The organism is Kitasatospora sp. NPDC034023, assembly GCF_055575795.1.
On sequence record NZ_JBVIRY010000002.1, the window covers coordinates 480818 to 503933 of the forward strand.

General features: G+C 71.1%; 17 protein-coding genes and 2 tRNA genes. 5 read left to right on the plus strand and 14 right to left on the minus strand.

Annotation, left to right across the window (positions count from 1 at the left end):
* Positions 1-33: 33 nt before the first annotated feature.
* Positions 34-558 (minus strand): hypothetical protein, encoded by a 525-nt coding sequence (locus ACZ52R_RS05070; RefSeq protein WP_360504096.1) that lies wholly within the window; start codon positions 556-558, stop codon positions 34-36.
* Between the two features lie 323 nt (positions 559-881).
* A complete protein-coding gene (locus ACZ52R_RS05075) occupies positions 882-3518 on the minus strand; it encodes a valine--tRNA ligase (RefSeq protein WP_465752753.1) in 2637 nt (878 codons plus the stop codon).
* A 190-nt stretch (positions 3519-3708) separates the two neighbouring features.
* Between ACZ52R_RS05075 and ACZ52R_RS05080 the strand changes: the two genes are divergently transcribed.
* Positions 3709-4524: a hypothetical protein gene (locus ACZ52R_RS05080; RefSeq protein WP_465664750.1), complete on the plus strand. Its 816-nt coding sequence runs from the start codon at positions 3709-3711 to the stop codon at positions 4522-4524.
* An 86-nt stretch (positions 4525-4610) separates the two neighbouring features.
* Here ACZ52R_RS05080 and clpX read toward each other — a convergent pair whose 3' ends face one another.
* From clpX to ACZ52R_RS05105, 5 genes are all read right to left on the minus strand, one after another.
* Positions 4611-5900 carry an ATP-dependent Clp protease ATP-binding subunit ClpX gene (clpX, locus tag ACZ52R_RS05085; protein ID WP_045696864.1) on the minus strand — a complete coding sequence of 430 codons (1290 nt, stop codon included), beginning with the start codon at positions 5898-5900 and terminating at the stop codon, positions 4611-4613.
* Positions 5901-6180: 280 nt separating this feature from the next.
* Positions 6181-6843 (minus strand): ATP-dependent Clp protease proteolytic subunit, encoded by a 663-nt coding sequence (locus tag ACZ52R_RS05090; protein ID WP_218204740.1) that lies wholly within the window; start codon positions 6841-6843, stop codon positions 6181-6183.
* Positions 6844-6899: 56 nt separating this feature from the next.
* On the minus strand, positions 6900-7517 hold the full coding sequence (locus ACZ52R_RS05095; RefSeq protein ID WP_380303373.1) for an ATP-dependent Clp protease proteolytic subunit: 618 nt from the start codon (positions 7515-7517) through the stop codon (positions 6900-6902).
* Positions 7518-7785: 268 nt separating this feature from the next.
* Positions 7786-9168: a trigger factor gene (tig, locus tag ACZ52R_RS05100; protein WP_465620070.1), complete on the minus strand. Its 1383-nt coding sequence runs from the start codon at positions 9166-9168 to the stop codon at positions 7786-7788.
* A gap of 293 nt (positions 9169-9461) precedes the next feature.
* Positions 9462-9535 (minus strand) — tRNA-Pro (locus ACZ52R_RS05105).
* Positions 9536-9718: 183 nt separating this feature from the next.
* Here ACZ52R_RS05105 and ACZ52R_RS05110 point away from each other — a divergent pair.
* A tRNA-Gly gene (locus ACZ52R_RS05110) sits at positions 9719-9789 on the plus strand.
* A 100-nt stretch (positions 9790-9889) separates the two neighbouring features.
* Here the strand turns inward: ACZ52R_RS05110 and ACZ52R_RS05115 are convergent.
* Positions 9890-10444, minus strand: coding sequence for a DUF6197 family protein (locus tag ACZ52R_RS05115; protein ID WP_465620068.1), 555 nt, complete (start codon positions 10442-10444; stop codon positions 9890-9892).
* Positions 10445-10634: 190 nt separating this feature from the next.
* On the opposite strand from ACZ52R_RS05115, the gene ACZ52R_RS05120 reads away from it, so the two are divergent.
* Positions 10635-11426, plus strand: a complete 792-nt coding sequence (locus tag ACZ52R_RS05120; RefSeq protein ID WP_465752755.1) for a DUF6348 family protein — start codon at positions 10635-10637, stop codon at positions 11424-11426.
* A gap of 98 nt (positions 11427-11524) precedes the next feature.
* Here the strand turns inward: ACZ52R_RS05120 and ACZ52R_RS05125 are convergent, their stop codons facing one another.
* The 4 genes from ACZ52R_RS05125 to ACZ52R_RS05140 form a co-directional block, all read right to left on the minus strand.
* A complete protein-coding gene (locus ACZ52R_RS05125; protein WP_360504084.1) occupies positions 11525-11722 on the minus strand; it encodes a hypothetical protein in 198 nt (65 codons plus the stop codon).
* Positions 11723-12219: 497 nt separating this feature from the next.
* On the minus strand, positions 12220-13446 hold the full coding sequence (locus ACZ52R_RS05130) for a PP2C family protein-serine/threonine phosphatase (RefSeq protein ID WP_360504082.1): 1227 nt from the start codon (positions 13444-13446) through the stop codon (positions 12220-12222).
* Positions 13447-13753: 307 nt separating this feature from the next.
* On the minus strand, positions 13754-14239 hold the full coding sequence (locus ACZ52R_RS05135; RefSeq protein WP_360504080.1) for a ribose-5-phosphate isomerase: 486 nt from the start codon (positions 14237-14239) through the stop codon (positions 13754-13756).
* Between the two features lie 79 nt (positions 14240-14318).
* On the minus strand, positions 14319-14933 hold the full coding sequence (locus tag ACZ52R_RS05140) for a biotin transporter BioY (protein ID WP_465620063.1): 615 nt from the start codon (positions 14931-14933) through the stop codon (positions 14319-14321).
* 267 nt (positions 14934-15200) lie between these two features.
* Between ACZ52R_RS05140 and ACZ52R_RS05145 the strand changes: the two genes are divergently transcribed.
* Positions 15201-16613, plus strand: a complete 1413-nt coding sequence (locus tag ACZ52R_RS05145; RefSeq protein WP_465664748.1) for an amino acid permease — start codon at positions 15201-15203, stop codon at positions 16611-16613.
* A gap of 124 nt (positions 16614-16737) precedes the next feature.
* Here the strand turns inward: ACZ52R_RS05145 and ACZ52R_RS05150 are convergent, their stop codons facing one another.
* Positions 16738-17370, minus strand: coding sequence for a mycothiol-dependent nitroreductase Rv2466c family protein (locus ACZ52R_RS05150; protein WP_360504076.1), 633 nt, complete (start codon positions 17368-17370; stop codon positions 16738-16740).
* A gap of 223 nt (positions 17371-17593) precedes the next feature.
* Here ACZ52R_RS05150 and pepN point away from each other — a divergent pair, with 223 nt between their 5' ends.
* On the plus strand, positions 17594-20188 hold the full coding sequence (gene pepN, locus ACZ52R_RS05155; RefSeq protein ID WP_465620058.1) for an aminopeptidase N: 2595 nt from the start codon (positions 17594-17596) through the stop codon (positions 20186-20188).
* A gap of 195 nt (positions 20189-20383) precedes the next feature.
* Here pepN and acnA read toward each other — a convergent pair whose 3' ends face one another.
* The gene (gene acnA, locus ACZ52R_RS05160; RefSeq protein WP_465620056.1) at positions 20384-23044 is read right to left on the minus strand and encodes an aconitate hydratase AcnA; all 2661 of its coding nucleotides are present in this window, start codon (positions 23042-23044) and stop codon (positions 20384-20386) included.
* Positions 23045-23116 lie beyond the last annotated feature (72 nt).

Consider the following 23116-nt stretch of genomic DNA (forward strand, 5'->3'; position numbering starts at 1 on the left):
AGGCAGCGGCCTGCGGCGGGCCCGGCCCGGGGCTCAGACCCCGGCCCGGGCCTCCGGCACGTGCGCGGCGCCGCCGTGCCGACGGCGCAACTCGGCGGTGATCTCGGCCAGTTCGCCCTCGGGCAGCAGCGGCAGCATCATCGCGACGCCCTGCAGCAGACCGCCCAGCAGGAAGGTGGTGTCGGCCGTCGAGGCGACCAGACCGCGGACCTCGGCCACCTCGCCGGCCGCCACCGCCTCGATCAGCCGGGCGGCGTCCGCGCCCTCCTCGTCCACCGCGACCGCGCCGGTGTCGGCCGGGGCCCGCCGGGCCATCGCCCGCAGCACCCTGTCGCCGACCTCGGGGGCGTACGCCTTGCGGACGGCCTCGGCGGCGATCCAGGTGAGCAGGGTGGTCACCTCGCGCTCGGCCTGCTCGGCGAACAGCAGGTCCAGCTCCTGGTCGAACGCGAGCTGATTCCCGTGCCGGAAGGCGAGCAGCAGGGTCGCCGCCCTGGCCTTCGCCTCCTCGACCATCTCGGCAGGCAGTTCGTCGGCCAACTCCTCGGTCACCACCACGCCGTGCCCTCCCGTCCGTCGCCCATCAGGGACACCCCGCAGGAACGCTCAGCGGAAACGTCCTTCGGAAACTCCGTGCACACCGTACACATCCGAACCTGCAAACTTCCGCGAACGCGCGCGGGCAAGACCGGAATCAATTCGCTCGGAATAGGACCTCACCCGGTCCAGGATGAATATTCGCCGGAAGGGAGCAATGTTCCTGCGCTATTAGGCGTAATGAAAGCGTCCCTCGGCGGAAAACCGGCAGCGGAGACCGCGAAACGCCGAGGGGCCGCACCCCGCGCGTCGCGGAGTGCGGCCCCTCACGGGCCGGTACGGGCTCAGCCCTGCGGCAGCGCCGCGAGCTGGGCGGTGATCCGGGCGATGTCGGCCTCGGCCGCCTCCTGGCGGACCTTGATCTTGGCGACCACCTCGTCCGGCGCCTTGGCGAGGAACGCCTCGTTGCCGAGCTTGGCGGTGGTCTGCGCCTTCTCCTTCTCGGCGGCCGAGAGGTCCTTGGCGAGGCGCTTGCGCTCCGCCGGGACGTCGATGGTGCCGGAGAGGTCCAGCGAGACGGTGGCGCCGGCGACCGGGAGCGAGGCGGTGGCCACGAAGCCCTCCTCGGGGACGGTCAGCCGCAGCAGCGAGCGGATCGCGTCCTCGTGGACGGCCAGCACGGTGCCGTCGAGGTCCAGCTGGGCCGGGACGCGCTGCCGGTCCTTGAGGCCCTGGCTCACGGCGAACCGGCGGACCTCGGTGACCACCTGCTGCAGCGTGGCGATCTCCGCCTCGGCCGCGGCGTCGCGGTAGCCGCTGTCGGTCGGCCAGTCGGCGATGACGACCGACTCGGCCCCGGTGAGCGTGGTCCACAGCGTCTCGGTGACGAAGGGCACGATCGGGTGCAGCAGCCGCAGGGTGACGTCGAGGACCTCGCCGAGCACCCGGCGCGCGGCGTCGGCCTGCGGGCCGCCCTTGGCCAGGGTGGTCTTGGAGAGTTCGACGTACCAGTCGAAGACCTCATCCCAGGCGAAGTGGTACAGCGCCTCGGAGAGCTTGGAGAACTGGTAGTCCTCGTACAGCCCGTCCACCTCGGCGACGGTGCTGTTGAGCCGCGACAGGATCCAGCGGTCGGCCGCGGTCAGCTCCTCCGGCGCGGGCAGCGGGCCCTCGACGGTGGCGCCGTTCATCAGCGCGAAGCGGGTGGCGTTCCAGATCTTGTTGGCGAAGTTGCGGGCCGCCTGGACCCAGTCCTCGCCGATCGGCACGTCGACGCCCGGGTTGGCACCGCGCGCGAGCGTGAAGCGCAGCGCGTCGGAGCCGTACTTGTCCATCCAGTCCAGCGGGTTGACGACGTTGCCGAAGGACTTCGACATCTTCTTGCCGTTCTGGTCACGGACCATGCCGTGCAGCGCGATGGTGTGGAACGGCGGGGTGCCGTCCATCGCGTAGAGACCGAACATCATCATCCGCGCGACCCAGAAGAACAGGATGTCGTAGCCGGTGACCAGGACGGAGTTCGGGTAGAACTTCGCGAGGCTGTCGGTCTGCTCCGGCCAGCCGAGCGTGGAGAACGGCCACAGGCCGGAGGAGAACCAGGTGTCCAGGACGTCGGTGTCCTGGTGCCAGCCCTCGCCGGTCGGCGGCTGCTCGTCGGGGCCGACGCAGACGATCTCGCCGTTCGGGCCGTACCAGACCGGGATGCGGTGGCCCCACCACAGCTGGCGCGAGATGCACCAGTCGTGCAGGTTGTCGACCCAGTCGAAGTACCGCTTCTCCATCTCCTGCGGGTGGATCTTGACCTTGCCGTCGCGGACCGCGTCACCGGCGGCCTGGGCGAGCGGGCCGACCTTGACCCACCACTGCATGGACAGCCGCGGCTCGATGGTGGTCTTGCAGCGCGAGCAGTGGCCCACCGAGTGGACGTACGGGCGCTTCTCGGCGACGATCCGGCCCTCGGCGCGCAGCGCGGCGACGATCGCCGAGCGGGCCTCCAGGCGGTCCAGGCCGAGGAAGGGGCCGTGCACGGTGATGACGGCGTGCTCGTCCATGACGGCGATGTTCGGCAGGTCGTGGCGCTGGCCGATCTCGAAGTCGTTCGGGTCGTGCGCGGGCGTCACCTTGACGGCGCCGGTGCCGAACTCCGGGTCGACGTGGGCGTCGGCGACGATCGGGATCCGGCGGCCGGTCAGCGGCAGCTCGATCTCGGTGCCGACCATGTGCTTGTAGCGCTCGTCCTCCGGGTGGACGGCGACCGCGGTGTCGCCCAGCATCGTCTCGGCGCGCGTGGTGGCGACGACGATGGAGTTCTCGCCCTCGCCGTAGCGGATCGAGACCAGCTCGCCGTCGTCGTCCTGGTACTCCACCTCGATGTCCGAGATGGCGGTCAGGCAGCGCGGGCACCAGTTGATGATGCGTTCGGCGCGGTAGATCAGCTCGTCGTCGAAGAGCTTCTTGAAGATGGTCTGGACGGCCTGGGACAGGCCCTCGTCCATGGTGAAGCGCTCGCGGGACCAGTCCACGCCGTCACCCAGGCGCCGCATCTGACCGGAGATCTGGCCGCCGGACTCCGCCTTCCACTTCCAGACGCGCTCGACGAAGGCCTCGCGGCCCAGGTCGTGGCGGGACTTGCCCTCCTTGGCGAGCTCGCGCTCGACCACGTTCTGGGTGGCGATGCCGGCGTGGTCCATGCCGGGCTGCCACAGGGCCTCGAAGCCCTGCATGCGCTTGCGGCGGACCAGGGCGTCGATCAGCGTGTGCTCGAAGGCGTGGCCCAGGTGCAGGCTGCCGGTGACGTTCGGCGGGGGGATGACGACGGTGAACGGCGGCTTCTCGCTCTTCGCGTCGGCCGTGAAGTAGCCACGCTCTACCCAGCGCTCGTACAGCTCGCCCTCTACGTCCGCGGGGGTGTAGGTCGTCGGGAGGGTTGCTGCTTCGTCCCCGGTGGTGCTCACGGGGCGCTGGTTCGTCGTGTCGGTCACGACGCACAGTTTACGTAACCGGGGGGGCGGGTTACGAACCGCTTTCGGTCCGCGGACGCGCCACGCCCGAACGGGCCCCGGACGGGCACCGTGCGGTACCGTGCCCGGGCACTCGTCCGGTTGACCGGACGTGCACGGAACGACTCCACACCACGACAGGCCGCGGGTGCGGCGGGGGAGCACAGAGCAGATGTACGGCCAGGGACAGCAGTATCCGCAGGGTCAGCCGCAGCCGCAGCCTTACGGGGGCCCGCCGCAGTACGGCCAGCCGCCGCAGCAGCAGCCCTACGGCGCCCCGCAGCCCCAGTACGGCTACCCGCCGCAGCAGCAGCCCTACGGCGCGCCCCAGCAGCCGTACGGCGTGCCGCCGCAGGCGCCGTACGGGCAGCCGGGCTACCCGGTGGCGCCGCCGCCGAAGGGCAAGGGCGGCCTGGTGATCGGTCTGGTGATCGGCGCGCTGGTGCTGGGCGGCGGCGGTTTCGCCGCCTGGAAGTTCCTCGGCGGCGACGCGGGCGGCAAGTACAAGATCACCGCCCCGCAGACCCTGGCCGACGGCTACGTCCAGAAGTCGGCCAAGGAGCAGGCCGCCGACATGAGCAAGCCCGGGGCGTCCAAGTTCGGCACCGACCTGCAGGTCCTGGTGGCCAGCTACAGCAAGGGCTCGGACGCGCTGGACACCTTCTCGGTGGTCGGCGTCTACGGCAACCTCAACGACCCCGCGCAGATCATCGAGGATTCCAAGAAGGACGGCGACGGCCTGTCCACGACGATGACCGACTTCCCGGCACAGGACGCCAACAACTCCTCGGCGAAGCTCTCCTGCGGCACGTCGACCATGCTCGGCAAGCCCGGCCCGACGATCTGTGTGTGGGCGGACAAGTCCACCACCGGCCGGGTCTCCTTCACCAAGGTCAGCCTGAGCGGCGGCAGCGGCCAGCCGCTCACCGCCGAGCAGGCGGCCGCCAAGACCCGGACGATCCGCGACGCCATGGTCGTCGCCAAGTAGCACCCCCCGGTCATGCGAAGGGGCCCCGCACCGGATCCGGTGCGGGGCCCCTTCGCGTGACGGGCGCCGGTGCGTGACGGGCTCGGTCAGGCGCTCTTCTCGCGGCGCTCGCGCTTGATCATGTCGCGCGGGACGAGGGTGGGGATGGCGTGCTTGGAGACGACGTCCCCGGTGACCACCACGCGGGCGACGTCCTGACGCGAGGGGACCTCGTACATCACGGACATCAGCACCTCCTCCATGATGGCCCGCAGACCGCGCGCGCCGGTGCCGCGCAGGATCGCCTGGTCGGCGATCGCCTCCAGCGCGTCCCGGGAGAACTCCAGCTCCACGCCGTCCAGTTCGAAGAGCTTGCGGTACTGCTTGACCAGCGCGTTGCGCGGCTCGGTGAGGATCTGCAGCAGCGCCTCGCGGTCCAGGTTGTGCACGCTGGTGATCACCGGCAGACGGCCGATGAACTCGGGGATCATGCCGAACTTCACCAGGTCCTCGGGCATCACCTGGCGGAAGTGGTCGCTCGCGTCCGACTCCCGCTTGGAGCGGATGTTGGCGCCGAAGCCGATGCCCTTGGCACCCGCGCGGCCCTCGATGATCCGCTCCAGGCCGGCGAACGCGCCGCCGACGATGAACAGCACGTTGGTGGTGTCGATCTGGATGAACTCCTGGTGCGGGTGCTTGCGCCCGCCCTGTGGCGGCACCGAGGCGGTGGTGCCCTCCAGGATCTTCAGCAGGGCCTGCTGCACGCCCTCGCCGGAGACGTCCCGGGTGATCGACGGGTTCTCGCTCTTGCGCGCGACCTTGTCGATCTCGTCGATGTAGATGATCCCGGTCTCGGCCTTCTTGACGTCGTAGTCGGCCGCCTGGATCAGCTTGAGCAGGATGTTCTCGACGTCCTCGCCGACGTAGCCGGCCTCGGTCAGCGCGGTGGCGTCCGCGATCGCGAACGGCACGTTGAGCATCCGGGCCAGGGTCTGCGCCAGCAGCGTCTTGCCGGAGCCGGTGGGGCCCAGCAGCAGGATGTTGGACTTGGCCAGCTCGATGGCGTCCTCGCGGCCGTTGCCGCCGCTGCGGCCCGCCTCGCCGGCCTGGACCCGCTTGTAGTGGTTGTAGACGGCCACCGACAGCGCCTTCTTGGCGAGGTCCTGGCCGACCACGTACTGGTCCAGGAACTCGTAGATCTCGCGCGGCTTCGGGAGTTCCTCGAAGCGCACCTCGGAGGTCTCGGCGAGTTCCTCCTCGATGATCTCGTTGCACAGGTCGATGCACTCGTCGCAGATGTACACGCCTGGGCCGGCGATCAGCTTCTTCACCTGCTTCTGCGACTTGCCGCAGAACGAGCACTTGAGCAGGTCGCCACCGTCTCCGATGCGTGCCACGAGGTGCTTCCCCTTCGCCAGGGGCCCCGCAGGGGTTCCGGGGCCTGGTGCTGTGGACCGTCAACGCCGACGGCGCTCGGTCTCGCTATCCGACGGTACTCTGCCGGGCCCGTGATTCCGTCCTCTTCGCCGGGTCTGCCCTACGCCCTGGGCGAATTGATACCGAACAGATGCCGTGCCACGGACCCGCCGACGGGTTGGGGCGGGACGCGCACCAGGGGTGCGCGCCCCGCCCCGGGGGTTCCCTCCCGCCCGGCTGCGGGCGCGGAGGGAGCCGACCTCAGGAGGTCAGCGACGTCTTGCGGGTGGAGATGATCTGGTCGATCAGGCCGTACTCGGCGGCCTCCTCGGCGGTCAGGATCTTGTCGCGCTCGATGTCCTCGCGCACCTGCTCCACCGACTTGTTGGAGTGCTTGGAGAGCATCTCCTCCAGCTGCTCGCGCATCCGGAAGATCTCCTTGGCCTGGATCTCCAGGTCGGACACCTGGCCGCGGCCGGTCTCGGTGTACGGCTGGTGGATCAGGATCCGGGCGTTCGGCAGCGCCATCCGCTTGCCGGGGGTGCCGGCGGCGAGCAGCACGGCCGCGGCGGAGGCCGCCTGGCCCATGCAGACCGTGGTGATGTCCGGCTTCACGTACTGCATGGTGTCGTAGATGGCCGTCAGGGCCGTGAACGAGCCGCCGGGCGAGTTGATGTACATCTGGATCTCGCGGTCCGGGTCCATCGACTCCAGGCACAGCAGCTGCGCCATGATGTCGTTCGCCGAGACGTCGTCGACCTGCGAGCCGAGGAAGATGATGCGCTCCTCGAACAGCTTGGCGTACGGGTCGTACTCGCGGATGCCCTGCGTGGTGCGCTCCACGAAGCGCGGGACGATGTAGCGGCCCTCGGCGCGCATGTCCTCGACGCGGGCCTGGGCGGCCGACAGGCTGGGGATGTTCATGGGGGTTCTTGTCCTCCGGGGCGTTGGGGCTGTGGTCTCGTTGGCCGGGCCGAGGCTCAGGCGCCCGTGCCGCCGCCGCCGGGGACGTCCGCGGCACTGTGCATGATCGCGTCGATCAGGCCGTACTCCAGGGCCTCCTCCGGCGTGAACCAGCGGTCGCGGTCGGAGTCCCTGGTGATCTGCTCGAAGGACTGGCCGCTGTGGAAGGCGATCAGCTCGGACATCCGCTTCTTGGTGCGGAGCAGCTGCTCGGCCTGGATGCGGATGTCCGTGGCGGAGCCGCCGAGGCCCGCGGAGGGCTGGTGCATCAGGATGTTGGCGTTCGGCAGCGAGAAGCGCTTGCCCTTGGCGCCGGCGGTGAGCAGGAACTGGCCCATCGAGGCGGCCATGCCCATCGCGATGGTGACGACGTCGTTCTTGATGTACTGCATGGTGTCGTAGATCGCCATGCCGGCCGAGATCGAGCCGCCCGGGGAGTTGATGTAGAGGAAGATGTCCTTGTCCGGGTCCGCGGCCAGCAGCAGCAGCTGGGCGGTGATCTTGTTGGCGATGTCGTCGTCGACCTGCTGGCCGAGGAAGATGATCCGCTCGTTGAGCAGTCGGTTGTAGACCTGGTCGCCAAGGCCGCCGAGTACGTCACCAGCGGCGGCGTGCGGCGCCATCGGGCCAGGCATCTGCATCTGCGGGAACGTCACTTAGCCACCTGCTCAGTCGATTTGGACGGTCGATCCACGGCCGTCACGATGTCGCACAGCTTCCGGGTATCACGTCGTGATTGTTGCTGTCCAAGGACCCTAACGCGCAGGCCCGGCCGCAGAATCCCTCACGCAGAACTGTTCGCTGTGAGCGCAGGGTCGCGGCGTCCCGCGGGAGGGAAGACAGCGGGCCCGGACACCATGACGGCGTCCGGGCCCGCTGTGTGCCTCAGGGGGCTGCCGGGGCTCAGGCCTCGGTCTTCTCCTCGGCGGTCTCCTCGGCCTCGACGGTCTCGCCCGTCTCGTCCTCGTCGTCGAAGTTGATCTCGTTGCCCTCGGTGTCGACGACCTTGGCGGCCTCGACCACGGTGGCCAGCGCCTTGCCGCGGGCGACCTCGCCGACCAGCAGCGGCACCTGGCCACCCTGGACGACCTGCTGCGCGAACTGGTCGGGGGTGAGGCCCGAGCCGGCGGCGCGGCGGATGAGGTGCTCGGTCAGCTCCTCCTGGTTAACACCCAGCTCCTCGTCGGCGACGATCTGGTCCAGGACGAACTGGGTCTTGATGCCCTTCTTCGCCTGCTCCTCGATCTCCGCGTCCCACTCCTCGCGGGACTTGCCCTGGGTCTCCAGGTAGGCCTCGATGTTCAGGCCCATCGGCTCGAGCTGGTGGTGCTCGACGTTGTGCTTGCGGGTCTCGATCTCGTCCTTGAGGAGCTTCTCGGGGTACTCGATCTCAACCAGCGCGAGCAGCGCGTCCAGCACCTTCTCCTGGGCCTGGGTGGCCTGGTCGTACTCCTTCATGCGCTCCAGGCGCTTGCGGGAGTCGGCGCGCAGCTCCTCCAGGGTGTCGAACTCGCTGGCCAGCTGGGCGAACTCGTCGTCCAGCTCCGGCAGCTCCTTCTCCTGGACGGCGGTCACGGTGACGGAGACCTCGGAGGTCTTGCCCGCCTGGGTGCCACCCTTGAGCTCGGTCTCGAAGGTCTTCTCCTCGCCGGCGGACAGGCCGATGACGGCCTCGTCGATGCCGTCGATCAGGCGGCCCGAGCCGATCTCGTAGCTGACGCCGGTGGCGGTGCCGTCCTCCGGCACCTCACCGTCGACCTTCGCGACGAGGTCCACGACCACGATGTCGTCGGCGGCCGCGGCGCGCTCGACGTCCTTGACCGACGAGAAGCGCTCGCGCAGCTGCTCCAGCGACTTCTCGATGTCCTCGTCGGAGACGACGATCGGGTCGACGGTCACCTCGATGGAGGAGAACTCCGGCAGGGTGATCTCCGGGCGGATGTCCACCTCGGCGGTGAACTTCAGGTCACCGCCGTCGGCGATCTGCTCGACACCCTCGATGTTGGTGATGTCGGGCTGGCCGAGGACCTCGATCTTGCCCTCGTCGACGGCCTGCGTGTAGAAGCGCGGCAGGGCGTCGTTGACGGCCTCCTCCAGCACGGCGCCACGGCCGAAACGCTGGTCGATGACGCGAGCCGGGATCTTGCCCTTGCGGAAGCCCGGAACCGTGACCTGCTGGTTGATCTTCTTGTACGCCGCGTCGAGGCTGGGCTTGAGCTCCTCGAAGGGCACCTCGACGGTGAGTCGAACCCGGGTCGGGTTCAGAGTCTCGACGGCGCTCTTCACGGTTAGGTCTCCTAGGGGCTTGCGGTCAGGTTGTCTCCGCCCGGCCCCCGCCGCCCGGCCGGAGCCGTACGGGTGGGTCGGACGAGACGGGCGATGGGCGGTTGGAGCTGCATCTCCCGTGGGGTGGACGGTGAGCTTGACTCCTCGCCCTCGTGCGGTTGACCTGGGTGGACGCCGCAGGGACTACCGCCAGCGCCCCATCCTACCGGTACCACGAAAGGCGCACGCCAGGCGCCGCCGTACCGGCGAACAGAACAGGGCCCCGCCACGGTTGGCGAGACCCTGCCGCACTGTCGGGGTGGCCGGATTCGAACCGACGGCCTTCCGCTCCCAAAGCGGACGCGCTACCAAACTGCGCCACACCCCGTGGTGCCGAGAGGAAGCGTACACGGCGGGCCTGTTCGGCTCGCCGCCTATTCGCGCGCGGGCGCGACGGCGGTGACATTCCGCGCGGGCGCGCAGGGGGTGCTCGAAATGGGGTGTGCACGCGGGGCGCCGGACCAGGTACGCTGTTCCCCGAACTTCCGGCCGGTCACGGCTGGGGGATCGCGCGGGCGTAGCTCAATGGTAGAGCCCTAGTCTTCCAAACTAGTCACGCGAGTTCGATTCTCGTCGCCCGCTCCTCGTCCGGCCCCGGTGCGCATTCCGCGCAGCGGGGCCGGCTGCGTTTCCGGGGCCTTACGGGCCTCCCGCGGCCTCCCCCGGCCCTCCCCCGCGCGGCTCAGAGCCCGAGGCGGGTGGCCCGGGCGGCGGCGCGGTCGAGCAGCAGGTGGACGTCGCCCTCCCGGGTGGTGGGGCGGTCGTTGTACTCGTCCGGGGAGCGCGCCGGGCGGCCGGTGCCGTGCAGCACCTCCATCAGCTGGACCCGGGCGGTGCGGACGGTGACCGGGGTGCCGTAGCCGTACGCCAGCACGGCGGCCTGGGCGCCGAGCAGGCAGACCCGGCCGGCCTCGTCCCACATCGCGCCCTGCAGCCAGCCGTGGGCGCCGATGTAGCGGGAGGCGAGCCGGAGGTGGTCGGCCGCGGTGACCGGGACGGGGCGGGCGGGGCGGCGCAGCGCCCGGTCGAGCAGGGTGGCCCGGGGCACCGGGTGGCCGGCGTGCCAGGGCTGCGGGGCACTGCCGTACGGGCAGACGTACGGCAGCGGGGTGCGGGCGGGGGCGGGCAGCGAGGCGAGGTAGGCCTCGATCTCGGCGACCAGGCCGGAGCCGTCCGGGCCGGACAGCAGTGGTCGGGCCGGGGGCGGAGGGGTCGTCAGGTCGGTGGTGCGGGGCATGCGGGCTCTCCGGGCGGAAGGCTTGCGGGTTCCGCTGCCCAAAGTGGGGCACTCAGGACATTTTCGCGACCGGAGGGTCGGAGAGTCCGGATGGTTTCCCCGCTGGGTTCCGGGCCGATAGCCTCGGCGGCGTTCGAGCGCAGTTCGAGCGCGAGCTCAGCAGCCGCGCTCCCGAAGTGGAGGAGTCCCGGTGCGTCCACACGAGCGACTGGCCGTCATACAGCTCTGTGTGGTCCGGGAGATGGCGCAACTGGGCCAGGTGTTCCGCCTGGACGGCGAGGTGGTGCGCGGTCCGGGCACCACGGCGGTGGCGGTGCGTGAGCACCCGGGGGACGGCGGCGCCGGGCACGTGGACCTCGGCTTCGTGCTGCAGCTCGGCCGGGCGGACGCGCCGGTGGTGTGGGACTGCGCGGCCGGCCTCGGCAAGACCGAGGAGGAGAAGCTCGCCAACGCGGTGAAGATGTGGGCGACCACCACCGCCTCGGTGCTGGTCGAGCTCGCGGAGGGGCGCGGGGTCCACGCCGACCGCCCGGACCTGCCCGAACTCCCGGGCTGGCGCGCGGTCCAGGGGCCGGCGGCGGTGTTCGGCTTCGGCAACGAGCACTTGGCGGGCTGGCTCGCCGAGAACCGGGTGCTGTCGGCGCTGGCGCCCGCGCTGCGGTCGGAGCTGGCCGGGCCCGGGCCGGTCGGGGTGAAGCTCTTCCTGGGCGGGAAGGCGGGGGACGACGTCGCCGAGGTCCGGGTGGGCGGCGAGGTGTCGGAGGCGGCGTCGGCGGCGCTGCGCGCGCTGGACTGGCCCCGGGGCGAACGGCTGTGCTGGGCACGGATGTTCGTCCTGTTGACGGCCGAACGGGAAGCACCGGAGCAGGCCGCGTCGGCGGGTGCCGTGGCACCCGCACGGATGCGTGTCCCGGCCCCGGCGGCGGCGCGCGCCCGGGGTCTGTTCGCTCGCTGGCGGGAGGCCAGACGGGCCGGCCGGTGACTGTTGTTCGCCCGCTCGCCTCCGGGCGCTCGGGATCCGGTGCCGACGGTCGTCGGCACCGGCGCGCTCTTCGGCTCGGGGTGGGCGATGCGCCCGGATCAGCCTCCGGTGATGCTGGAGATGCTGTGCGCGAGGTTCGCCAGCAGGGAGTTGATCGAGGTCGCGACCGTGGTCTCGTGCAGCATGAAGCCGAACAGGGCGGCGACGATCGCGTGCGGGATCTTCAGCTGCTTGTTGCGGATGAAGATGATGCACAGGATCGCGAACAGGACCAGCGCGGAGACGGAGAGTGCCACCCGGACTCACTTCCTCGTTTTCATAGCGGGGTGCCACCACCCGGCGACACCAGCGAAAGCCGGACCCCGGCATGTCCCACGGTCCCGAGGCGGAATCGCGGACCGTCCGACACACCGCCGGTGAGGGAGCCCACGGTCGACCGCTGTCTGTCGTGCCGCACGTGCCGCCCCCCTATCCCCCGAATCCTGAACAGTCCCGCCCGGACTCAGTGTGGTCGACCGTGCCGATTGCGTAAAGGTCTGACAGTCAGCCCAACGCCGATATCCTGCGATGCGAGACGAGTTTCCGCCGACCGGGACGATAGCCGAGCCGTCCTGACGGATCGTCGGCGGGGCTGTGCTGAGCGGCCGGGAAGCGGTCGGGGGCGGTGAACGGAAGCCGCTGGTCCGGTCTGCCGACGGGCCGTCCGATTTGGCCGAAGATCAGCTGCCCGGCTTGACAGTCACTGCCCGCGGCATGTGCCCGGAGACCCGCGGTCGCGCGGACGCTCAGCCGCTCAGTCGCGCCAGAGCAGCAGCACCGCGCGGTCGTCGTTGATGTCCCGGGCGACCGTCTCGATCAGTCCGGCCGCGGCACCCGCGCCCGCGCCCCCGCCGCCGCCCGGCACCAGCCGGTCCGCCTCCCCCATCAGCCGGTCCATGCCCTCCGTGAGGTCCCGGCCCGGCGCCTCGACCATGCCGTCGGTGCACAGCAGCAGGACGTCGCCCCGGTTCAGCCGGCCCCGCACGCCCTCGAACTTGGCGCCGTCGTAGATCCCGAGCAGCGGGCCCTCGGCCTCCTTGACCTCCCAGCGGCCGGCGCCCGCGAGGCGCTGCATGCCCGGCAGGTGCCCGGCCGACAGCAGCTCGTACTCGCCGGTGTCCAGGTCCAGCACCAGGTGGACGGCGGTGGCGAAGCCCTCCTCCCAGCACTGGCGCAGCAGGTAGCCGTTGGCGGCGGGCAGGAAGTCGTGCGCGGGCAGGGAGCCGACCAGGCCGCCGAAGGCGCCGGAGAGCAGCAGCGCGCGGGAGCCGGCGTCCATGCCCTTGCCGGAGACGTCCGCCAGGACCACCTCCAGCAGCCGCCGGCCAGGGCCGGTCCGGGCGGCGACCACGAAGTCCCCGGAGAAGGACTGGCCGCCGGCCGGGCGCAGCGCCATGTCCGCGTGCCAGCCGTCCGGCAGCTCGGGCACCCGGCTCTGCACCCGCAGCCGCTCGCGCAGGTCGAAGAGCATGGTGGAGCCGCCCCACCAGGGCACGCCGACCCGGGCCCGGAACTGGGCCAGCAGCAGGCCGCCCACCCCGGCGGCGCCGACCACCAGGGCCGCGCCCGGGGTGACGCCGTAGACGTAGGCCTCCGGGTTGTCGCTGGCGACCCGCTGGCCGGTGTGGATCACGGACTCGGCGGACAGCCCGAGCGCGGCCAGCGCGTAGAGCACCACCAGGCTGCCGGGGCGCAGCAGCAGCGCGCCGGCCAGGATCGGCAGGACCAGGGAGGTGGGCGGGGCCCAGTCGGGGAGCCAGATGTTGAGCAGGATCAGCAGCGGGACGAGCAGGGCGAGCGCGCAGAGCACCGGCCAGTCGGCGGCGCCGCCGCGGAAGTAGTCGACACCGGCCGTGCGCAGCCTTCGGCGGACCCGGCGGAGCTTCTTGCGCAACCGGGCCGTCACGGGGTCGGACGCCGGGGCGGCGCCGGGCCTCGTCGCAGTCGTCTGGGGCGGTGCGCCCGGCGGTCTGCCAGCCATGGGGCACGACCCTATCCACGGGCACGGCCCGGCGTCGACGGCTCGGACGCGGACGGAGGCGCCGGAGTGCGGGGCGCTCGGCGGGTTTCGGCCGATGGGCGTGGTGGCGGGCGGGCCGTCAGGAGGCGTACGCCCGTTGGGCGGACGAAACCTGCGGGCGGCGCGTGCGCCCCGCGCGCGGGATCGTGCGCGCGCCGGCGACCTGTGGCCGATCCCACAGGGCGGGCAGGGCCGGGGCGCCCGGGACGGCGGCGGCCGGCCGCACGGGAGGGTGCGGCCGGCCGTGGAGGACGGGGGTGGGGGGAGATCAGCCCTGGGGGTGGTGGGCCGGGATCGGCGGAAGCTCGCCGGTGGTCTCGTACTCGCTCAGCATCTCGATCCGGCGGGTGTGCCGCGGCTCGCCGCTGTAGGGGGTGTTGAGGAAGACCTCGACGAACTTGGTGGCCTCCTCCTGCGTGTGCATGCGGCCGCCGATGGAGATCACGTTGGCGTTGTTGTGCTGGCGGCCGAGCTCGGCGGTCTGGGTGCTCCAGGCCAGCGCGGCCCGGACGCCCTCGACCTTGTTGGCGGCGATCGCCTCGCCGTTGCCCGAGCCGCCGATCACGATGCCCAGCGCCTCGGGGTCGGCGGCGGTGCGCTCGGCGGCGCGCAGGCAGAACGGCGGGTAGTCGTCCTCGGCGTCGTAGATGTGCGGCCCGCAGTCGACCGGCTCGTGGCCCGCCTCCTTCAGCCACTCCACGAGGTGGTTCTTCAGTTCGTATCCGGCATGGTCGGAGCCCAGGTACACGCGCATGCCATGAGTGTGGCATGCGCGTGCGCCCGGGCCTGACAACGGGGGCCGGGGCCCGCCCACCGGACGGACGACGCGGGCTTCAGCGCCGGCCGAGGAGCTTCCAGGCCAGCGGCAGGGCGCCGGCGGCGAAGGCGGCCTTGAGGGCGTCGCCGACCAGGTACGGGTAGAGGCCGAGCTCGGCGGCGCGGGCGAGCGACACGTGCAGCGACAGGGCCAGGTACGGGACGCCGACCGCGTAGATGGCGAGGCTGCCGAGGACCATGGTGACCGCGGTGTTCACCGGAGTGCGGTCGGCGCCACGGCGGGCCAGCGCGCCGGTCAGGGCGGCGGCGAGGACGAATCCGAGCACGTAGCCGAACGAGGGCATCGCCCAGCCGGAGGTGCCCTCGGCGAACCAGGGCAGGCCGGCCATGCCGGCGAGCAGGTAGAGGGCGAGCGAGGCCACGCCGCGGCGGGCGCCGAGCGCGGTGCCGACCAGCAGGGCGGCGAAGGTCTGGCCGGTGACCGGCACCGGCGAGCCGGGGACGTTCACCGACAGCTGGGCGGCCACGCCGGTCAGCGCGGCGCCGCCGGCCACCAGGGCCAGGTCGCGGACCTGGCCGCCGAGGCGGGTGGCGGCGTCGGGCAGCAGGTCGGCGAGGACGACGCGGCGCCCTATCGAGGTGCCGGCAGTCGGGGTGGTGGCAGTGGCCATCGGGGGGCTCCTCCGTGGGTCCGGGTGAGTGAACACCTGTGAACCTACGTGGTGATCCACTGCGCGACCGTTCACGGTTTCGGACAAAGCCCCGCCCTCGGGTGTTGTCGGAACCGGCCCGAAACGACGCGCGGTCACGCCTCGGCCACTCCGTGTGGCCGCCCGGTCCGCAATGTGGGCCCGGGCCGAACGTGCTTGGCATGGACAGAGGTGGCCCCGGATATTGGACAACTCATGCCGCATACCGCACAGTCTGGAACCGCCCCTATGGCCCCCACCTCCGCGCCCCCGGCGTCCGGGACCGCCGATGCCACCCAACCGGCGTCGGGTAGCCAGCAGCTCTCCCACGGGCTGAAGCAGCGCCACCTGTCGATGATCGCCCTCGGCGGTGTGATCGGCGCGGGCCTCTTCGTCGGCTCCGGCGCGGGCATCGCGGCCGCCGGCCCGGCGATCATCCTGGCCTTCGTGCTCTCCGGCCTGCTGGTCATGCTGATCATGCGGATGCTCGGCGAGATGTCCGCGGCCCGCCCCGCCTCCGGCTCGTTCTCGGTGCACGCCGAGAAGGAGATCGGCCCGTGGGCCGGAATCACGGCGGGCTGGATGTACTGGGTGATGCTCTGCTGCGGCGTCGCCGCCGAGGCCACCGCCGCCGGGAAGATCGTCAACGGCTGGGTACCGGGCGTCTCCTCCTGGGTCTGGGTCGCCCTGTTCATGGTCTTCTTCTGCGCCAGCAACCTCACCGCGGTGAAGAACTTCGGCGAGTTCGAGTTCTGGTTCGCCACCGTCAAGGTCGCCGCGATCATCGCCTTCCTGGTGCTCGGCGGACTCGGCATCGCCGGGGTGATCGGCCCCGGCGCCCCCGGCACCGGCAACCTCACCGGCCACGGCGGCTTCCTGCCCACCGGCGTCAGCGGACTGATCGTCGGCCTGCTCGCCTCGGTCTTCGCGTACGGCGGTCTGGAGACCGTCACCATCGCCGCCGCCGAGTCCGACGACCCCAAGAAGAACGTCGCCAACGCCGTGCGCACCGCGGTGTGGCGGATCGCGATCTTCTACATCGGCTCGATGGCCCTGGTGGTCACCCTGGTCTCCTGGAAGGACCCGGCGGTCGTCGCCGACGGCCCGTACGTCACCGTGCTGCGCCACCTCGGGGTGCCCGGCGCCGGGGCGATCATGCAGGTCGTGGTGCTGATCGCACTGCTGTCCGCGATGAACGCCAACATCTACGGCGCCTCCCGGATGGCGTACTCGCTGGTCGGCCGCGGCCAGGGCCCCAAGGCGCTGGCCAAGGTCAGCGGCGGGGTGCCGCGCCGGGCCGTGCTCGCCTCCTGCCTGTTCGGCTTCGGCGCCGTCCTGGCCGCCAAGTTCTGGCCGGACACCGTGTTCACCTGGCTGATGAACACCACCGGCGTGGCGATCCTGGTGGTCTGGCTGTTCATCTGCGTGGTCCAGCTGCGGATGCGACGCCGGCTGGAGCGCGAGACGCCCGAGCTGCTCACCGTGAAGATGTGGGGCTACCCGTACCTGACCTGGGTCGCGATGGCCGGCGTGGCCGGCATCCTCGCGCTGATGACCACCACCGAGGGCAACCGGCAGCAGCTGTACGCGGCCGGAGTACTGGTCGCGGTGCTGGTCGTCTCCGGTCTGCTCAAGCAGCGCCGGGACGCCGCCGCCGGCTGAGTCCCGCACATGCGACAGGGCCCGGTACCGACGCTCGGTACCGGGCCCTGTCGCGTCGCCGTCGCCGGCGTCACAGCCACTCGACGCCGGGGCTACCCGAAGCCGGAGCTGCTCGACGCCAGGGCTACTCGAAGGACGGGCCTGCCGTCCGGGTGCGCTTGATCTCGTAGAAGCCGGGGGTGGAGGCCACCAGCAGGGTGCCGTCCCACAGGCGGGCCGCGGCCTCGCCCTTCGGGGCGGGGGTGACCACCGGGCCGAAGAAGGCGACCCGGTCGCCGTCCACGCCCTCGACCGCGATCACCGGGGTGCCGACGTCCTCGCCGACCAGGGTGATGCCCTCCTTGTGGGAGGCGCGCAGGGCTTCGTCGTACTTGTCCGTGTCGGCCGCGTCGGCCAGCTCGGCGGGCAGGCCCGCAGCCACCAGGGCGGCGGTTATGGTCTCCCGGTTCTGCGGCAGGCCCTGGTTGTGGAAGCGCAGGCCCAGCTCGGTGTAGAGCCGGCCGAGCACCTCCTCGCCGTGCTGTTCGGCGGCGGCGATGCACACCCGCACCGCGCCCCAGGCGTTGTCCAGCAGGGCCCGGTAGTTCTCCGGGAGGTCCCGGTGCTCGTTCAGCACCGACAGGCTCATCACGTGCCAGCGCACGTCGACCGGGCGCAGCTGCTGAACCTCGATCAGCCAGCGGGAGGTCATCCACGCCCACGGGCAGGCCGGGTCGAACCAGAAGTCGGCGGTCTTGCGCTCAGCGGCAGTCGTCACTGCGAGTCGTCCTTCGTCAGGTGATCCGGGCAGGGGTGAACTCCCCCAGAGGCTCAACACCCGCCCGGCGCCGCTGATTCCGGTACCGACGCGTCGGTCTGTGCAATGGTACCGACGGCGAGGAGCGTGAAAGGATGTCCCCGCGTGCGCGGAGGACACCGCGCACCGAGACCGCACCACCCACCCGCGCACCACCGTGCGAGCCGGACAAAGGAGTACCGCCGTGCCGGGCAAGAACCTCAGCCGCGACGAAGCCCAGCAGCGGGCCAGCATCCTGGCCGTGGACGGCTACCGCGTCCGGCTCGACGTGACCTCGGCCCCGGACCCGGCCGCCGCCACGTTCCGCTCCGCCACCACGATCACGTTCCGCTGCTCCGAGCCCGGCGCGGACACCTTCCTCGACCTGCTGGCCCCGGCCGTCCGCGCGGTCACCCTCAACGGGCGCGCCCTCGACCCGGCCACCGCCTACGACGGCGCCCGGGTGCACGTCGACGGCCTCGCCGCCGAGAACGTGCTGACCATCGAGGCGGACTGCGCGTACAGCCGCACCGGCGAGGGCCTGCACCGCTTCGTCGACCCCGTGGACGGCGAGACCTACCTCTACACCCACTACGAGCCGGCCGACGCCCGCCGGGTGTTCGCGACCTTCGAACAGCCCGACCTGAAGGCCCCGTTCACCTTCACGGTGACCGCCCCGGCCGCCTGGGACGTCTGGTCCAACGCCCCGCACGAGGGCGTCACCGCCGAGGACGCCACCGGGCAGGACGGCACCGGGCAGGGCGGCAGTCGCACCTGGGAGTTCGCGCCGACCAAGCCGATCTCCACCTACCTCACCGCGGTCGTCGCCGGCCCGTACCACGTCGCCCGCGACCACTACAGCCGCGAACTCGCCGACGGCACCACCCTGGAGATCCCGCTCTCCGCGATGTGCCGCAAGTCCCTCGCCCCGTACTTCGACGCGGACGAGATCCTCGGCGTCACCAAGCTCGGACTCGACTTCTTCCACGAGGAGTTCGACTACCCGTACCCCTTCGGCAAGTACGACCAGGCCTTCGTCCCCGAGTACAACATCGGCGCGATGGAGAACCCCGGCTGCGTCACCTTCCGCGAGGAGTTCGTCTTCCGCTCGAAGGTCACCGACGCCGCCTACGAGGGCCGGGCCAACGTCATCCTGCACGAGATGGCGCACATGTGGTTCGGCGACCTGGTCACCATGCGCTGGTGGGACGACCTGTGGCTGAAGGAGTCCTTCGCCGACTTCATGGGCTCCTACGGCCTGATCGGCGCCCGCACCCGCTACTCCTCCGCCTGGGTCACCTTCGCCAACCAGCGCAAGGCCTGGGCCTACCGGCAGGACCAGTTCCCCACCACGCACCCGATCACCGCGGACATCCGCGACCTCGAGGACGCCAAGCTCAACTTCGACGGCATCACCTACGCCAAGGGCGCCTCCGTCCTCAAGCAGCTGGTGGCGTACGCCGGTTCGGAGGCCTTCTTCGAGGGCGCCCGCCGCTACTTCAAGCGCCACGCCTTCGGCAACACCGAACTCACCGACCTGCTGGACATCCTGGAGGAGACCAGCGGCCGCGACCTCAAGACCTGGGCCGCCGCCTGGCTGCAGACCGCCGGCGTCAACGCGCTCACCCCGCAGGTCACCACCGACGCCGAGGGCCGGATCACCGAGCTCGCGGTCCTGCAGGACGGCGATGTCCTCCGCCCGCACCGGATCGCGGTCGGCCTGTACGACCGGGACGCCGACGGCGCCCTGGTGCGCACCGCGCGGATCGAGCTGGACGTCACCGGCGCCCGCACCGTCGTCACCGAGGCGGCCGGCCGCCCCCGCCCGGCGCTCGTCCTGCTCAACGACGACGACCTGACCTACTGCAAGATCCGCTTCGACGGGGACTCCCTGGAGACCCTGCGCGCCGGCCTCGGCGACATCCACGACGAGCTGTCCCGCGCCCTCGCCTGGTCCGCCGTCTGGAACCTCACCCGGGACGGCCTGATGCCGGCCCGCGACTACGTCGCCCTGGTGCTGCGCTTCGCCGGCCAGGAGGGCAACATCGGCGTGCTGCAGTCGCTGCACGGCCAGGCCAAGACCGCCGTCGACCTGTACGCCGACCCGGCCTGGCGCGGCGAGGGCGGCCGGCTGCTCGCCGACGGCGCCCTGCGCGAGCTGCGCGACGCCGTCCCCGGCAGCGACCACCAGCTGGCCTGGGCCCGCTTCCTTGCCCAGACCGCGGGCGGCGCCGAGCACCTCGGCCTGGTCCGCGGCCTGCTGGCCGGCAGCGCCCGGATCGACGGCCTGGACGTCGACCAGGAGCTGCGCTGGTCGCTGTGGCTGGCCCTGGCCGCCGCCGGCCAGGCCACCGACGAGGAGCTGGCAGCCGAGCTGGCCGCCGACAACACCGCGAGCGGCAGGCGCCAGTACACCCAGTGCCTGGCCGCCCGGCCCACCCCGGAGGCCAAGGCCGCCGCCTGGTCGGCCGTGGTCGACTCGGACGAGCTGCCGAACGCCCTGGTCGAGGCCAACATCGCGGGCTTCGCCCTGCCCGCCCACCGCGACCTGACCACCCTCTACGCGGCCCCGTACTTCAAGCTGCTGGAGAAGATCTGGGCCGATCGGACCATCGAGATCGCGATCCGCTTCGTCGCCGGCTTCTTCCCGGGCGCCCACACCGACGAGCAGACCCTGGCCGAGGCCGACGCCTGGCTGGACGGGCACCCGCAGGCCGCGCCGGCGCTGCGCCGCCTGGTGCTGGAGCGCCGTGACGACCTGGCCCGCGCGCTGCGGGCGCAGGCCTGCGACCGGGCCTGACGGTCCTCGCGCGAAGGGGGCCCACCCGTGCGGTGGGCCCCCTTTCTGCATGGCGTGCCCAAGGCGGTGCTGCCTGCGGAGGCCGGTGCGGCACGCGGAAGTCGGCGCCGGTGGTGCCCGCGGAGGCCGGTGCGGCATGCGGAAGGGGCCGGACCGCGGTGTGCGGTCCGGCCCCTTCAGGCGCTAGGCGTCGGCTCAGCCGATGAGCGAGCGCAGCACGTACTGCAGGATGCCGCCGTTGCGGTAGTAGTCCGCCTCACCGGGGGTGTCGATGCGGACGACCGCGTCGAACTCCTTGACGGCCCCGTCCGCGGCGACGGCCGTGACCTTGACGGTCTTCGGAGTGCGGCCCTCGTTGAGCTCGGTCACGCCGGTGAAGGAGAAGGTCTCCTCGCCGGTGAGGCCGAGGGAGTCGGCGTTCTCGCCCTCCGGGAACTGCAGCGGCAGGACGCCCATGCCGATCAGGTTCGAGCGGTGGATGCGCTCGTAGGACTCGGCGATGACGGCCTTGACGCCGAGCAGCGCGGTGCCCTTGGCGGCCCAGTCGCGGGACGAGCCGGAGCCGTACTCCTTGCCGGCCAGGACGACCAGCGGGGTGCCGGCGGCCTGGTAGTTCTGCGAAGCGTCGTAGATGAACGACACCGGCGCGTCGGCCTGGGTGAAGTCGCGGGTGTAGCCGCCCTCGGTGCCCGGCGCGATCTGGTTGCGCAGGCGGATGTTGGCGAAGGTGCCGCGGATCATCACCTCGTGGTTGCCACGACGGGAACCGTAGGAGTTGAAGTCTCGCTTCTCGACACCGTTGGCGGTCAGGTACTGCGCCGCCGGGGTGCCCGGCTTGATGTTGCCGGCCGGGGAGATGTGGTCGGTGGTGACCGAGTCGCCCAGCTTGGCCAGGACGCGGGCGCCGGCGATGTCGGTCACCGGGCTCGGGGTCTTGGCCATGCCCTCGAAGTACGGGGGCTTGCGGACGTAGGTGGACTCGGCGTCCCACTCGAAGGTGTTGCCGGTCGGGACCGGGAGCGACTGCCAGCGGTGGTCGCCGGCGAAGACGTCCTGGTAGCCCTTGTCGAACATGGCCTCGTCGATGGAGCCGGCGACGGTGTCGGCGACCTCCTGCTCGGTCGGCCAGATGTCGGCGAGGAAGACGTCGTTGCCGTCGGCGTCCTGGCCCAGGGCGTCCTTGGTGATGTCGACGTTCATGTTGCCGGCGAGGGCGTAGGCGACCACCAGCGGCGGGGAGGCCAGGTAGTTCATCTTGACGTCGGGGTTGATCCGGCCCTCGAAGTTGCGGTTGCCGGAGAGCACCGAGACGACCGCCAGGTCGGCCTCGTTGACGGCGGCCGAGACCTCCTCGGGCAGCGGGCCCGAGTTGCCGATGCAGGTGACGCAGCCGTAGCCGACCAGGTTGAAGCCCAGCTTCTCCATGTACGGGAGCAGGCCGGCCTTCTCGTAGTAGTCCATGACGACCTTGGAGCCGGGCGCCAGGGTGGTCTTGACCCACGGCTTGACCGTGAGGCCCTTCTCCACGGCCTTCTTCGCCAGCAGGGCGGCGCCCAGCATGACGGAGGGGTTGGAGGTGTTGGTGCAGGAGGTGATCGAGGCGATCACGACCGCGCCGTTGTCGATCTCGTAGGTCGAGCCGTCGGGGGCGGTGACGGCGGTCGGCTTCGAGGCCTCGGCGGAGTAGGTCGGCAGCGCCTCGGCGAACTTGCTCGCGGCCTCGGCCAGGATCACGCGGTCCTGCGGGCGCTTCGGGCCGGAGATCGACGGGACGACGGTGGAGACGTCCAGCTCGAGGTACTCGGAGTAGACCGGCTCGACCGACGGGTCGTGCCAGAGGCCCTGCTCCTTGGCGTAGGCCTCGACCAGGGCGAGCTGCTGCTCGTCACGGCCGGTCAGGCGCAGGTAGTTGATGGTCTCGGTGTCGATCGGGAAGATCGCGCAGGTCGAGCCGAACTCCGGCGACATGTTGCCGATGGTGGCGCGGTTGGCCAGCGGGATCGAGCCGATGCCGTCGCCGTAGAACTCGACGAACTTGCCGACCACACCGTGCTTGCGCAGCATCTCGGTGATGGTGAGCACGAGGTCGGTGGCGGTGGTGCCGGCCGGCAGCTCACCGGTCAGCTTGAAGCCGACCACGCGCGGGATCAGCATGGAGACCGGCTGGCCGAGCATGGCGGCCTCGGCCTCGATGCCGCCGACGCCCCAGCCCAGCACGCCCAGGCCGTTGACCATGGTGGTGTGCGAGTCGGTGCCGACGCAGGTGTCCGGGTAGGCCTGGCCGCCGCGGACCATGATGGTGCGGGCCAGGTGCTCGATGTTCACCTGGTGGACGATGCCGGTGCCCGGCGGGACGACCTTGAACTCGTCGAAGGCGGTCTGGCCCCAGCGCAGGAACTGGTAGCGCTCCTTGTTGCGGCCGTACTCGATCTCGACGTTCTGGGTGAACGCGTCCTTGGTGCCGAACTTGTCGGCGATGACCGAGTGGTCGATGACCAGCTCGGCCGGGGCCAGCGGGTTGATCTTGGCCGGGTCGCCGCCCAGCTCCTTGACGGCCTCACGCATGGTGGCGAGGTCGACCACGCACGGGACACCGGTGAAGTCCTGCATGATCACGCGGGCCGGGGTGAACTGGATCTCCTGGCTCGGCTGGGCGTTGTTGTCCCAGTTGCCGAGGGCGCGGATGTGGTCGGCGGTGATGTTCGCGCCGTCCTCCGTGCGGAGCAGGTTCTCCAGCAGCACCTTGAGGCTGTACGGCAGCCGCTCGGAACCCTCGACGGCGGAGAGCTTGAAGATCTCGTACGACTCGTCGCCCACCTGCAGCGAGCTGCGGGCGTCGAAGCTGTTCGCGGACACGACTGACTCCTTCTGGGTGCTTCGTGCGATATCCGGCCGCCACGCGGTGGTAAGGTCAGCCTTACTTAGGCC